The organism is Hydrogenophaga sp. NH-16, from assembly GCF_004006415.1.
Classification (GTDB): Bacteria; Pseudomonadota; Gammaproteobacteria; order Burkholderiales; family Burkholderiaceae_C; genus Hydrogenophaga; species Hydrogenophaga pseudoflava.
Genome location: NZ_CP029344.1, coordinates 3,218,929 through 3,232,338, shown reverse-complemented (window position 1 = coordinate 3,232,338; position 13,410 = coordinate 3,218,929). Strand labels below are relative to the sequence as shown.

The 13,410-nt window shown below is 66.2% G+C and carries 12 protein-coding genes and 1 riboswitch; of the genes, 7 read left to right on the top strand and 5 right to left on the bottom strand.

Going from position 1 to position 13,410, the window contains the following annotated elements:
* Positions 1–3: 3 nt before the first annotated feature.
* On the bottom strand, positions 4–1,830 hold the full coding sequence (locus DD542_RS15565) for a TonB-dependent receptor (protein WP_127806258.1): 1,827 nt from the start codon (positions 1,828–1,830) through the stop codon (positions 4–6).
* 78 nt (positions 1,831–1,908) lie between these two features.
* A riboswitch (cobalamin riboswitch) is annotated at positions 1,909–2,161 on the bottom strand.
* Between the two features lie 50 nt (positions 2,162–2,211).
* Between DD542_RS15565 and DD542_RS15560 the strand changes: the two genes are divergently transcribed.
* The 3 genes from DD542_RS15560 (at position 2,212) to DD542_RS15550 (ending at position 3,952) form a co-directional block, all read left to right on the top strand.
* Positions 2,212–2,442: a hypothetical protein gene (locus DD542_RS15560; RefSeq protein ID WP_066154477.1), complete on the top strand. Its 231-nt coding sequence runs from the start codon at positions 2,212–2,214 to the stop codon at positions 2,440–2,442.
* A complete protein-coding gene (locus DD542_RS15555; protein WP_127806257.1) occupies positions 2,439–2,816 on the top strand; it encodes a cell division protein ZapA in 378 nt (125 codons plus the stop codon). Before DD542_RS15560 ends, DD542_RS15555 begins: the two co-directional genes overlap by 4 nt.
* Before the next feature lie 320 nt (positions 2,817–3,136).
* Positions 3,137–3,952: a sulfite exporter TauE/SafE family protein gene (locus tag DD542_RS15550; RefSeq protein WP_079366108.1), complete on the top strand. Its 816-nt coding sequence runs from the start codon at positions 3,137–3,139 to the stop codon at positions 3,950–3,952.
* Between the two features lie 6 nt (positions 3,953–3,958).
* On the opposite strand, the gene rraA is transcribed toward DD542_RS15550, so the two are convergent.
* The gene (gene rraA, locus DD542_RS15545; RefSeq protein WP_066154486.1) at positions 3,959–4,471 is read right to left on the bottom strand and encodes a ribonuclease E activity regulator RraA; all 513 of its coding nucleotides are present in this window, start codon (positions 4,469–4,471) and stop codon (positions 3,959–3,961) included.
* 255 nt (positions 4,472–4,726) lie between these two features.
* Here rraA and DD542_RS15540 point away from each other — a divergent pair, with 255 nt between their 5' ends.
* The 4 genes from DD542_RS15540 (at position 4,727) to DD542_RS15525 (ending at position 10,203) form a co-directional block, all read left to right on the top strand.
* Positions 4,727–5,164, top strand: a complete 438-nt coding sequence (locus tag DD542_RS15540) for an SWIB/MDM2 domain-containing protein (protein ID WP_066154489.1) — start codon at positions 4,727–4,729, stop codon at positions 5,162–5,164.
* A 161-nt stretch (positions 5,165–5,325) separates the two neighbouring features.
* Positions 5,326–7,131, top strand: coding sequence for an adenylate/guanylate cyclase domain-containing protein (locus DD542_RS15535; RefSeq protein WP_164868412.1), 1,806 nt, complete (start codon positions 5,326–5,328; stop codon positions 7,129–7,131).
* Positions 7,132–7,228: 97 nt separating this feature from the next.
* Positions 7,229–8,209 carry a phosphatase PAP2 family protein gene (locus DD542_RS15530; protein WP_164868411.1) on the top strand — a complete coding sequence of 327 codons (981 nt, stop codon included), beginning with the start codon at positions 7,229–7,231 and terminating at the stop codon, positions 8,207–8,209.
* Positions 8,206–10,203, top strand: a complete 1,998-nt coding sequence (locus DD542_RS15525) for a hypothetical protein (protein WP_127806254.1) — start codon at positions 8,206–8,208, stop codon at positions 10,201–10,203. The genes DD542_RS15530 and DD542_RS15525 overlap by 4 nt, the downstream gene beginning before the upstream one ends.
* Positions 10,204–10,212: 9 nt before the next feature.
* On the opposite strand, the gene DD542_RS15520 is transcribed toward DD542_RS15525, so the two are convergent.
* From DD542_RS15520 to DD542_RS15510, 3 genes are all read right to left on the bottom strand, one after another.
* Positions 10,213–10,860 carry a cyclic nucleotide-binding domain-containing protein gene (locus DD542_RS15520; protein ID WP_127806253.1) on the bottom strand — a complete coding sequence of 216 codons (648 nt, stop codon included), beginning with the start codon at positions 10,858–10,860 and terminating at the stop codon, positions 10,213–10,215.
* Between the two features lie 6 nt (positions 10,861–10,866).
* Positions 10,867–11,580: a LuxR C-terminal-related transcriptional regulator gene (locus DD542_RS15515; protein WP_164868410.1), complete on the bottom strand. Its 714-nt coding sequence runs from the start codon at positions 11,578–11,580 to the stop codon at positions 10,867–10,869.
* A gap of 131 nt (positions 11,581–11,711) precedes the next feature.
* Complete coding sequence (locus DD542_RS15510; protein ID WP_127806251.1) at positions 11,712–13,409, bottom strand: thiamine pyrophosphate-binding protein; 1,698 nt, start codon at positions 13,407–13,409, stop codon at positions 11,712–11,714.
* Position 13,410: the final 1 nt, after the last annotated feature.

Here is a 13,410-nt window from a genome sequence, read left to right as displayed (position 1 = left end):
CACTCAACGGGGCGACCAGCTCAGGCCCAGGTAGAAGCTGCGGCCCGCCGTGGCATAGCCCAGCACCGACTCGTAGTCCTTGTCGGTAGCGTTGTCCACACGCGCCAGCAGCCGCCAGTCGCGGGCGATGTCGGTGCTGGCCGTGAGGTTCAGCAACGTGTGGGCCGCCAAGGGCTTGGTGTTGGCTTCGTCGTCGTAGCGCTTGCCCAGGTGCTGCACCTCTGCGCCCAGGCGCCAGCTGCCCACGGGCGTGTCTGCGGTCAGCGTGGCCTGCGTTTCGGCACGGCGCGCCAGCAGCTTGCCTGTTTCGGCGTTCTTCGGACGCATCAGGTCCAGCGAAGCGCCCAGGGCCACTTCGCCGAGCGTCGTGCCGCCGGCCAGCGTCACGCCGGTGTAGGTGGCGCGGCCGGTGTTGCCGTAGCAGCCGGCGAAATCGCCCACGCCGTTGACACAACTGCCCGGACCGGCCAGGTAGTCGATCAGGTCTTTGACGCGGTTGCGGTAGACCACCACGGAGGCGCGGCTCGCAGCCTCCTGCCAGCGCAGCCCCGCTTCCATGTTGCGCGCGGTTTCGGCCTTGAGGTCGGGCGTGCCGTAGATGCTGAAGCGCTGGAACAGCGTGGGGGCACGGAAGGCCGTTCCCACCGAGCCGGTGAGCTGCAAGGTCTTGGACAACGCGTAGCCGTAGGCCAGAGAGCCGGTGGTGTGGGCGCCAAACTCGCTGTCGTCGTCGCGCCGGGCATTGAGCTGCAGCGTGTGGTCGCCGGCATGCAGGCCGTACCCCAGAGCGAGGGCATTCTGGTGCCGCTCGGTGTCGACCGGCGTGGTGCTGGCATTTTCCAGCTGGTCCTTCCGCCGCTCCAGGTCCACCGTGAGCTGGCCCGGCCCCACGCGCATCTCGTTGCGCAGCAGCCAGCTGTCCACCGTGGTGTCCGTCAGGTAGGTCGAGGGGGCAGTCTCGTAGCGGTCGGTTCCGCGGCTGACCCCCACGCGGGTGCTCCACACCTCGCTCCAGCGGCTGTTCCAGTTCACGCCCACAGTCTGCAGGCGCTGCCTGGCCTGGTCGTCCTGCCCCGGCATGTAACCGTCGTAGCCGGCCTTCTGGCGGTTGTCCAGCAGCGTGGCCTCCAGCTTCTGCCCCTCGGAAAGCTTCCATCCCAGGCGACCTGAGAACGACTCGTTGCGATACCCGTCGCGGTCGGGGTTGCCGGAGGGCTTGGCGTTGAAGCCATCGCTGCGTTCGGTGCCCAGACCGAAGGCGTAGTCGACCACACCATCGCCACCGCGCAGCGCGGCGTTCAGTTCGTAGGTGCTGTTCGACCCCACGCCGATGCGCAGCGAAGGGAAGAAACCCTTCTCCCCGTGCCGCGTGAAGATCTGCACGACACCAGCCATCGCATCCGAGCCATACACCGCAGCCGCCGGCCCGCGCAGCACCTCGATGCGGTCTACCTGGGACAACGGGATCGCATTCCAGGTGGCCCCGCCCGTGGATTGGGAGTCGATGCGCACGCCGTCGACGAACACCGCCGTGAAGCGGCCCTCGGCGCCTCGCACATACACACCCGTGGTGGACGCGGGACCGCCGTTGCGGTTGACGGTCATGCCCGGCAGACGCTCCAGCACGTCGGAGACCGACGCGGCACCCAGGCGGTCAATGGCGCCGCGGTCGACCAGGGTCACGTCCGCCACCACATCTGTGATGGGCAGCTCGGACCGGGTCGCAGACACCACGACGGTAGGCAGGGAGGACTGTGCGAGAACAGGAAAAGCGATGGCGCATGCCATGGGCAGCGCGACCAGGCGCACCGGAGCAGAACGGAAAGACATGAATGAAAACAAACGATGGTTGCCCTCGCCGTCTTCCCCGACAGCGCATGGGCGTCACGGCAACGGACCTGGTTCAGGACACGTCACCACCGTGTTGGCCGGTATCCGGGCTGGCAGAACGACCTCCACCGCCTTCCCGGAGCGCCGGTCGAAACCGGTTGTCCAGTGGCTGTGGGGTGAAGGCAGGGACCGGGCGAAAGCCCGGATCCCGTCTGCTTACCGTTGCGGGGGCAGCGCAGGTTAGGTCGGTCGGCGTGGACTTCCCCTCCTGCTTCCCGTTGAACTGCAGCATGTGAACCACACCGCGAGCACCAACGGAATCCATTGTAAGCCCGTGCTCCTTGCGGCAACCCTACAATGAGTGTCTTACCAGTTGTCACCATGGCCGATCCCAAGCAAATTGACCTGATCGCCGAGCGCGTGGAACGCCTGCTCCTTCGCCATGAAGAACTGCAGCGCACCAACGCCCTGCTGATGGAGCAGGTGGCCTCGCTCAAGGCAGAACGTGACTCCATCAAGTCGCGTCTGAACGCTGCGCGTTCCCGCATCGACGCGCTGCTGGACCGGTTGCCGGTTGGAATCGAGCCCCCCTCCCACAAGGACTCCGAATGAACAAGCCGGCCTCCAAGCAGATCGAGGTTCAGATCATGGGCCAGAGCTATCTGCTGGCCTGTCCGGCGGGGGGCGAGCAATCTCTGCTGGACGCCGTGGAGCGTGTGGACACCGCCATGTGCCGCATCCGGGACGCCGGCAAGGTCAAGGCCCGCGACCGCATCGCCGTGCTCGCATCCCTCAACCTGGCGTTCGAACTGTCCCAGAAGGAAGCCGAGGGGTTTTCTTCCTCGTCCTTTCTCCCTCCAGAGCCGACACCCTTGCCGGGCTCCAATCCCCAGGGCGAGTTGCCCGACGCTGCTGCGCTGGCGCGCGCGGAGGAACTGGTGCGGCGCCTCGACCAGGCGCTGGGCAGTGACGGCCAGTTGATCTGAATCAGGAACCGGCCCTCAACTTTTCCGACGGGCGAGCCCATCCATAGGGCCGCCAGCCCCTACAATTTGCCCTGTCTGCAGTGCGTGCCGGGCTTTATATTTCCTTGAACCAATGCTCCATGAGCCCGGGCTTGGTACATAACGTGGCTGGTGTGAGCGTCTCGCGTCAGATGAACCCGAAGCCCCGTTGCCCTCGCCCACCTGAACCCCCGGTTCAGGATGACGGTCCGGTGGCACTTGCAGACACCTAATTCCCTTCGCTGCGGCCCCACGGATGTTTCCTGGGGCCGCACTCTTTTCTGCCCTCCGGATTTCCGCCCATGAGCCTTGAACCCCTGCTGATCGTCGAACTGGCCCTTCTGGGGGTGTTCACCGGGTTTCTGGCCGGCCTGCTGGGCATCGGCGGCGGCATGATCATGGTGCCGTTCATCAGCGCCATCCTCGCCCACCGTGGCGTCGCGCCCGGCCTGGCGGTGAAGATGGCCATCGCCACCTCCATGGCCACCATCATCTTCACCTCGATCTCCAGCGTTCGCGCGCACCACAAGCGCGGCGCCGTGCGGTGGGACATCGTGCGGCGTCTCGCACCGGGCATCGTTATCGGTGCCGCGGTCGCGAGCCTCGGGGTCTTTGCGGTCCTCAAGGGCGGGGCTCTGGCCTTGCTGTTCGCGCTGTTTGTGGGCTTCTCCGCCACCCAGATGCTGCTGGACAAGAAGCCGCAGGCCTCGCGCACCTTGCCGGGAACGGCCGGCCAGCTGGGTGCCGGGGGGGTGATCGGTTTTCTGTCGGGACTGGTGGGTGCCGGGGGCGGCTTCGTCAGCGTCCCGTTCATGACCTGGTGCAACGTTGCCATCCACAATGCCGTTGCCACCAGCGCAGCGCTCGGTTTTCCCATCGCACTGGCGAACGCCGCCGGGTACGTCATCTCGGGCCAGGGTGTGGCCGACCTTCCGGCGGGTTCGCTGGGCTACGTGTACCTGCCGGCACTAACGGTGATCGCCATGACCAGCGTGCTGATGGCGCCGCTCGGTGTGAAGGCCGCACACGCGCTGCCGGTGAAGTCGCTCAAGCGGGCCTTCGCGCTGATTCTCTACGTGCTCTCGGCGTACATGCTCTACAAGGGTCTGACGGCCTGAAGCCCGTCAGACGCCACGGTGCAATGGCCGGTCGGCAATCACGGTGCCATCCTCGTCGGCGTACAGCCATTCACCCGGACGCACGGTGACGCCCTGAATCTTCACCGCCACGTCGCGCAGCCCCTGGTTGCGCCGCTCGGTCGGCAGCGGCATCGAGGCCAGCGCGCGAATGCCGGTCTCGCACACCGCCAGTTCGGCCACGTCGCGGACGCACCCGTCCACCACCACGCCGGTCCACCCGTTGCGCGCGGCGGCGGCACCCAGGTTGCCGCCCAGCAAGGCGCGCCGCAGCGAAGCCCCGCCGTCGACCACCAGCACACGCCCATCTCCCGGTCCTTCGACGAGGGCCTTCACCTGGCTGTTGTCATCCAGGCACTGCACGGTCACGACCGGTCCGGCGAAGCGGCGATGGGCACCAAAGTCACGGAACACCGGCGGCAGCACACGGAAGGCGCCGCTGACGTCGCCCTTGTGTTCGTCGCACAGATCGCAGGTCGAAAAATCGATGGAAGAAGTCATGGTGAGCCACTCTCGAAAACAGGTTTTTCGGAGCCGAAATTGGAGCACGCTCTTTGTCGCTGGTTGGGGTGCGGCATGCAATACCGGGCGCAGTGTTGTTTTCGGGGCCAAAAAACCCCATTTTCCCTCTTGCGCAGCACAAAAATACCGCACCTCCACCTTGGAAGGACCATGCATCTCCATTAGCATGCGAGTCACCAGTGAGAGAGCGCGTTCTCCTCTGGCGTCAAACCACTTCTAGAAGGAATCCTCAACATGGCAACTGCAAAGAAAGCTCCTGCGAAGAAGGCCGCTCCGGCCAAGAAGGCCGCCGCTCCTGCAAAGAAGGCTGCACCCGCGAAGAAGGCCGCCGCTCCTGCGAAGAAGGCCGCCGCTCCTGCAAAGAAGGCTGCACCCGCGAAGAAGGCCGCCGCTCCTGCAAAGAAGGCCGCACCAGCCAAGAAGCGCACCCCCAACGCAGCCTTCATGAAGGCCATGACCCCCAGCGCCGCACTGGCCGCCATCGTTGGCAACAGCCCGCTGCCCCGCACGGAAGTGACCAAGAAGGTCTGGGAATACATCAAGAAGAACAAGCTGCAGGACGCTGTCAACAAGCGCATGATCAACGCTGACGCCAAGCTGAAGGAGATCTTCAAGAAGGCCCAGGCCTCGATGTTCGAAATGACCAAGATGATCAACGAACACCTGAAGTGATCAGGACGCAAAGGGGCCCAGGTGCTCCTTGCACGGAGAGCCGGCGCTGCCGGCTCTTTTTTTTGACCCTGGCCGGTCCGTACCCGGCCCTTTCAGATGTGAGAAACTGAAACAGCACTTCCCCTTTTCGAGGTATGACAAGCCAGCCGCACCCCAGCACCATGGGCTCTCACGGCGATTCGGCTCCGTCTCATGAGGTGCCGCCTCTGCCGCTGATGCAGAACAAGGTGGTGCTGGTGATGGACCTGGTGGAATCCGTGAGGCTGATGGCATCGAACGAAGCGTCCGTGGTCCACCAGTGGCGCGGGTTTCTCCAGCACGCCCGTGAAGAGGTTCTGCCAAGACATGGCGGTCGCCTGGTCAAAAGCCTGGGCGACGGCATCCTGGTGGAGTTCGACGAACCGTCTCAGGCTGTCAAGGCCACCCTGCGCCTGCACCGCTATTTCGACGACGCCAATCGCGGGCGCGATGACGACAGCAAGTTCTGGCTCCGCGCAGGGCTGAACGCCACCCACCTGTACATCGACGACCACGACGTGTTCGGCCATGGAGTCAACCTGGCCGCCCGCGTGGCGGGGCTCGCAGGCCCCGGGGAAACTGTCATCACGGCCAATGTGCACGACACCCTGGTGGACGGCGTCGATGGTGACATGGAAGACATGGGGGAGTGCTACCTCAAGCACTGGCCGGAGCCCGTCAGGACCTGGACGCTCTCCCCGCCCTCAGGAACAGGTGTCACCCTCAAACCGCCCGCCCCTGCCGCCAGACCGGAGGACTTCCGGGCCACCATTGCCGTGTTGCCTTTCCTGTCGCGGAGCAATGCCCCCGAACACTTTGTGATCGGCGACCTGCTGGCTGACGGTGTCATCGTCCTCCTCTCGCGCAGCCAGCACCTGCGCGTCATCTCGCGGCTGTCAACCGCCGTGCTCAGAGGCCGGGACGATGTCAACCAGACCGCAAGCCAGCAGCTGGACGCCCACTTCGTTCTGTCCGGCAGCTACGTCTCGCTGGGCGACCGTGTGCTGGTGACCGCGCAGTTGAGCGACACCCGGCACAACGAGGTGATCTGGGCCGACCGGCTCACCGGCGACGTGATGGACGTGGTGCAGCAGGAAAGCGAGCTGATCAACTCGCTGGCGTCCACCTGCGCCGACCAGCTGCTGCACTCGGAAGTGCAACGCACCCTCACGCAAGCCCTGCCCCGGCTGGACAGCAGTGCCCTGATGCTGGGTGCCATCAACCTGATGCACCGATCCACCCGCCGGGATCTGGAGCGCAGCCAGCAGCTGCTGGAGGCCCTGGTGGACCGTCACAAGCGCTCGGTGGCTCCCTGGGCATGGCTGGCCAAGTGGCACATCATGCAGGTGGTGCAGGGCATGGCTGCAGACCCGCATGCGTCGTTCCAGCGTGCGATCGACATTGCCGACCGCGCACTGGACCTGGTGCCCGACAGCGGACTTGCGCTCGCGGTCAAGGGGCACGCGATGTGCCATCTGGGCAATGACGTCGATGGATCGAACCATCTTCTGCTGGAGGCCACGCACGCGAACCCCAACGACCCGATGGCATGGCTCTACCGAAGCGTCTGGTCCACCATGTGGGGCACCCCCAAGGAATCCGTCACACAGGCTGAAAACGCACTGCGACTGTCGCCGCTTGATCCGCAGAAGTACTACTTCGAAATGATGCTGGCCGGCTGCCACCTATCCACCAGCGACTTGAATCAGGCCATCCACTACAGCCGCTCCTCGCTCAACAAAAACCGGTATCACCTGCCCAATCTGAGGATCCTGCTGACCGCGCAGTTCGAATCCGGACAGACTGAGGAAGCAAAAGAGACGTTTGCTCTGCTTCGATCACAGCAACCGGACCTTACGGTGACCCAGTATCTGTCTTCCGGAAGTCTCAGCCCGCTGCGACAACGCACGGCGCGCGTTCTCGAGTCGCTGGGCCTACCCAAAAACTGAATCGAACCAATGAGGAGATGACATGAGTGCAGGAGTGAGTGCAGGTGTAAGTGCCGGGGTCAGTGCAGGAGTCAGTGCAGGAGTCTCCGGGGTAGGCGTGGTCTCTGCCGATGCATTGACCATCAGCCGCGCCGCCATCGCCGGACCGTTCGCCGGCGCGGTGCTCCACCCCACCATTCCCGGCTTCAACCAGGACCAGAACCTGCGTCTCTGGGCCGATGGTCCGCGGATGACCACCTGCTTCGAAGAACTGGTCGAAGGTCTTTCCATCGCCGCCTCGGCGAGCACGAAGCAGGCCGACCTGAAGTTCGCCAACCTCGGCGCGACCACGATCAAGAACCGGACGCTGGTGCAGCTGCAGGGGCCCTCCAAGAACCTGCTCAAGCAGCAGCTGGATCTGGTTGCGGCCTACGCAGACCTGCGCGGTGACCGGGCCGCCGAGGTGCTGGACCAGCTCACCGCCCCGGTCGGCTACTGGTCCGCCGTGCTGGGGCTGACGGCCCACCGGCACAAGAAGACGCTGCAGCTGATCGAGATCGCGCTCGGACTGTGCGTGCATGTCGAGATGCGCCTCAAGCACATCTTTGCAACACTGCGGCCGGTGGAGTTGTCCCCACAGATCCAGCCCATGATCCCCACCCCGGGGCACGGCAGCTGGCCCAGCGGCCATTCGACAGAAGCGTTCGCGGTGGCCACCCTGCTGGAGTCGTTCATGGACCAGACCCGCCCGGGCAAGAACGATGGTCAGAACAGCCGGACGCAACTGCAGCGCCTGGCGGCGCGCATCGCGGTCAACCGCACCGTGGCCGGGGTGCACTACCCGGTGGACAGCGCCGTCGGCCGTCTGTTGGGCACCAGCCTCGGCGAGTTCTTCGTCGCCCGCGCCACCGGTGGCAGCGTTCGACTGCGAGGCTTCGACAGCGACAAGTTCGTCGAGGTGGATGGCGCTCCCAAGGACTTCAAGCTCAGCGATCCCATGGACGCGGGCGCCTACAGCGTGGGTGGTCCGGCGATCCCGCTGCCCCAGGCCGATGCCCTGGGCTGGCTGTGGCAGGAGGCCCTGAAGGAGTGGTCATGAGCGGGGCGCGCGCTCCCCAGCCCTGGCAGCCGCTGCCCAAAGGCGAGGTCACCGGCACAGACTGGTCTCTGCCCGGCAGCATCGAGGGCGCCGACCCCTACCTCGCGTGGGCGGAAGCTGACCATTTTGAAGGCTACCGGCTGGGCGAAGGCCTGGCGGCCCAGCCCAGGTGGCTGCCGATCATCATCGAACTCCACTCCGGTTTCGGCATCCAGGACCTGCTGCAGGCGTCCGACATCAAGTGGCTGCAGGTGCCCAAGGCCTACCTGCTGCTGCCCGGGCTTCGTTTCTGCACGGCACGCGCACGCAAAGGCTTTTTCAAAGAGATGCGCAAGCGCTCAGACCTGGCCGACATCGTTCGGCGCTACGAGCTCGGCCTTCCCGTAGAGGAGCACACCGGGCCGCTGACCGACCCGGCCTTGCCAGGCGACGCAGTGCCCCCATGTCCGGATCGCGTCGGAGGAAAGGTGATCGGCATCATCGACGGCGGTCTTGCAATGGCCAACGCCGCCTTTCTGAAACCCGACGGACAGCCGAGGGTGCGCCACTTCTGGCGCCAGGACGAATTCGACGGCCCGCACGGACCGGGCATGGGCCGCCACCTGCGCAGCCGCCTGGACCCGCGGCGTGCCGGCCCGACGCCATCCGTCATGGGCTACGGCCATGAGCTGACGGCGGCCGACATCCGCGCAGCCATGGACCAGTTCACGCGCAATGGTGCAGTGGACGAGGACGACCTGTACGACTACCTGCAGTGCTGGGACCTGAAGCATCCGGTCAATCACGGCACGGTGGTGGCCAGCCTGGCCGCCGGCCCCTGGCTGGCCACCGCCCGCATGAGCAGTGCGGCCCACACCCCGGACATGACTCCGTCCCCCGACGAGGCCAGCCGCGCGCCCCTGATCGCGGTGCAGCTGGACTGGTCCAACGTCATCGACACCTCGGGTGGGGCGATGAACGTCAGCGTGCTGGACGCTCTGATGTTCATCCTGAACCGGGTGACCGCCGACGCCAAGCTGGTGGTCAACATCAGCTGGGGCACGCTGGCCGGCCCCCACGACGGCACCTCGGTGCTGGAAGCGGCCATCGATCATCTGCTGGCGCTGTGCACGCCCGAGCGGCTGCAGGTCTTCATTCCCGCGGGCAACGGCTACCAGGACCGCACCCATGTGAACCAGACGCTGCTGCCAGGGGGTGCGCCCGCCGAACTGCACTGGCACATCCAGCCCGACGACCGCACCCAGAGTTTTCTCGAGTTGTGGCTGGGCGACCCTGACCTGCCCGAGGAGGCGCTGCAGGACATCAGCATTGAGGTCACGCTGCCCGGCGGGCAGGTGCTCGGGCCCATGACCGTCGGCAACGCGGGTTGCTGGCCCTCGACCACCTCACCCCAGCTGGCGCTGGTGTTTCCAAGAAAGACCGCATTGGGTCGGCACGGCACCTGCGCCCTGCTCGCCCTGTGCCCGACGGCCTCGCTCTACCCCGAGAACCGACTGGCCCCGGCTGGTGTCTGGCAGGTAACGGTACGCAATGGCGGGTTCAACCCCGTCGTACTGGATGCTTACGTGGAACGGGACGACGTGGCACAGGGCACCTACACCGGCGCCCGCCAGTCCGCCATGCTGGACCGGTTCTACGACACCAGTGGCAACGTCGACAGCTTCGTCGATCACCCCGACAACCCGACGCCGATCCGGCGCAGCGGGGTGTTCAACAGCATCGGAACGGGGCAGCGATCCGTCTCTGTTGGCGGCGTCCGCTTCGCCAGCAGCGCCTTCGATCCTGCCGCGCGCTACAGCCCCAGGCTGCCAGACCCGGACGCCAGCCGCCTGCCCCAGCGCCACGGGGTGAAGAAGGTGCCGGACGAACTGGCTGTGAGCGACGAGAGCACAGCGTTGTGGGGGGTGCTGGGTGCTGGCAGCCGCAGCGGCTCATCGGTGCGCATGTATGGCACCAGCTGTGCGGCGCCCCAGATCGCCAGAAAGCGGCTCTGATTCTGGTCGTCACCAGCGCGCCGGCAAGGCCTTGAGCAGCCAGATCCAGCGCTCGCGAACGGCGATGTAGCCGCCGGTTTCCAGGTCCTTGAGCAGGCGGGACACCATTTCGCGCGAACACGCGAGGTGTTGCGCCAGCTCCTGGTGGGTCAGGCGCTCCGCAAGCCGGCGCTCGCCAGAGACTTCGGGCTCCTGAGCCAGCTGATTGAGCAGTCGCACCAGGCGTCCATAAACGTCAATGAGGGCCACATTGCCAGCACTCTCGGTCGCCAGCCGAGCGCGGCGGATCAGCCGGGCCATGAGTTCCAGTGCGAACTCGGGGTGCTGGGCAATGTAGTTCAGCAGCACGGCGCGGGAGATCACGGAACAGGTGGTTGCATCGACCGCCTCCACGTTGGCCGAGCGCGGGCCACCGTCGAGCGACATTTCGCCCACATATTCCAGAGGGCCGTAGAAGCCCAGGGTCAGTTCCTTGCCGTTGCCGTCACCGAGGAAGGCCCGCAGACGCCCCTGCAGGACGATGTAGATCGTGTCCCCGGACTCACCTTCCTGGATCAGCAGCGCGCCGTTGCGGTAGCGCCGCTGCACGCCCAATGCCGCCAGTGCCTGGATGTGGGAGGAAGGCTCTGTGCTGGCAGGTAGGAAGGCGGCGGACATCCGGGCTCATGGTTGGGCAAACTCCATGGCATTGTGCGGCATCGCGGAGATCACCCGCAAGGCGGGGACCATGGGCGGCAGGCTGTGCACCTTCTGCATCAGGGCGCGGATGCTGCCGCAGCCGGTCTTTTCGCGCAGCGCCTTGATCTGGCTGCGCACGGTGGATTCGGCCACCTTGTGGTCGGACGCGATCTCGGGAATCGAGGCACCGCGGCACAGGGCCAGGAGCACCGCCTCTTCGCTGGGGCTCAGATTCTGCGAGCGGGCGAACATGCGCAGCGCCAGGTTGTCGCAGGCGTTCTTGCGAGAGAGCAGCACCAGAACGGTGGGCGCGTCGAACTCCAGCGGGTGGCTCAGCGGCACGAAGGCCAGCGACAGCTCGTGTTCGCCCTGCTTGAGTTGCAACAGGCGGCGCTGGCCGCGCAGCGCGTGTTCCAGGGCGCTCTGGATCTGGGTGGTGAGCTCGGTGTTGCGCCCCAGCAGGGAGCGCGCATGGGTGACGATCACCCGACCGGTCGACATTTCGTGCCGCGCCAGGTGGTTGGCATGGCGGATGTGGCCCTGGGCGTCGATCACCAGCAGGCCGTAGTCGACTTCGTCCAGCACCCGCAACAGCAGGTCTTGCCCCAGGCTGTCCGGCACCGGCTGCGTTCGCTCGGCGCGGAAGTACAGGTCGCTGGTGGTGCGGTCCATCAGGTGGCGTTGGGCGGTGGTTTCCATGGCGCTTTCCTCGTGTGTTGCAGATGGAGAAAGCTTAGAAACCGGCACCCGTCTTGAGGCGTGTGCCATTGCCCACCGGCCTGTGACCTATTCACAAATCTTGTTGCCAAAAAGCAACCAATGCACCCCTCTCAGCGGGATTTGTTCCGGATCGCCGAGAGGGTTCCTCGGGTGGTGATGACCTCCGGATCGAGCATGACTTCGATCAGGGAGCCGCCGTCGGCAGCCAGTACCCGCAGCAGGGCCGCCTCGAACTCTGCCGTGTGGGTGATGCGTTCGGCCGCGTAGCCATAGGCCCGCGCGAGCGCGCAGAAGTCGGGGTTCCTCAGGTCCGAGCCACTCACGCGCGCCGGGTACTCACGCTCCTGGTGCATGCGGATGGTGCCGTAGGTGCCGTTGTTGAGCAGCAGCACGACCGACTTCGCACCGTGTTGCACCGCCGTGGCCAGCTCCTGCCCGTTCATGAGGAAGTCGCCGTCGCCCGCAATGGTGAAGGCGGTGCGGCCGGTGAGGATGGCGGCGCCGATGCCCGCGGGCACGCCGTAGCCCATGGCGCCATTGGTCGGTGCCAGCTGCGTCTTGTGCCCCTTGGCCAGACCGTGGTAGCGGTAGAAGCGGTGCAGCCAGCTGGCGAAATTGCCTGCGCCATTGGTCAGCACCGCGTCGGCCGGCAGGTGCTTTTGCAGCGTGTGGATGAGGGCGGGCATGTCGATGCTGCCGGGCAGCACGATGCCGCCGTTGGTCACCTCCACGTTGGCCTCGTAGTCGGCGTGGCAGTCGGCCGTCCAGGCCAACCAAGGCAGGCTGGGCGGTGCGGTCAGCACCTCCAGCGAACGCGCCGCCGCGTTCATCGTGGCCTGGATCGCGAGCGTGGGCTGGTAGACCCGGCCCAGCTCCTCGCCGCTGGCATGGATGTGCACCAGCTTCTGCGTTGGCACAGGCGCTTCCAGCAGGGTGTAGCCGCCGGTGGTCGCCTCGCCCAGGCGCGGACCGATGGCTAGGACGAGGTCGCTCTCGCGGATGCGCCGGGCCAGCGCCGGGTTGATACCCAGGCCGACATCGCCCGCGTACAGCGGGTGGTGGTTGTCGAAGCAGTCCTGGAAGCGGAAGGCGTTGGCCACCGGCAGCTGCCAGTTCTCGGCAAAGCGCTGCAGCGCGGCGGCGGACTGCGGCGTCCAGCCCCCGCCGCCGGCGATCACCAGCGGACGCTCGGACGCCAGCAGCAGCGTGCGCAGCTCGCGCAGCGCACCGGGGTCGGCCCAGGCCTGCACCGGCTCCACGCGCGGCAGCGGGTTAGCGTCCACCGTCTGCGTCAGCATGTCCTCGGGCAGCACCAGCACCACCGGGCCGGGCCGGCCGTTCATGGCGGTGGCGAAGGCGCGCGCCACGTATTCGGGGATGCGTCGCGGATCGTCGATGCGCTCGACGCGCTTGGCCATGCCTTTCGTGCTCGGGCCGAAGAAGGCGTTGTAGTCCACCTCCTGGAAGGCCTCGCGGTCGCGCGCGTCGCTGGCCACGTCGCCCACGAACAGCACCATCGGCGTCGAGTCCTGGAACGCGGTGTGCAGGCCGATGGAGGCGTTGGTCGCGCCCGGCCCTCGTGTCACGAAACACACGCCCGGCCGGCCGGTCAGCTTGCCCTGGGCCTCGGCCATGAAGGCCGCCCCACCCTCCTGGCGGTTGATCACGAAGCGGATGCGGTCGGCGCGGTCGTGAAAGCCGTCGAGCACGGCGAGATAGCTTTCGCCCGGCACGCCGAACGCGTGGGTCACGCCCTGGGCGATGAGGCAGTCGACGAGCAGGTGTCCGGCAAGTTTTGGTGTGGTCATG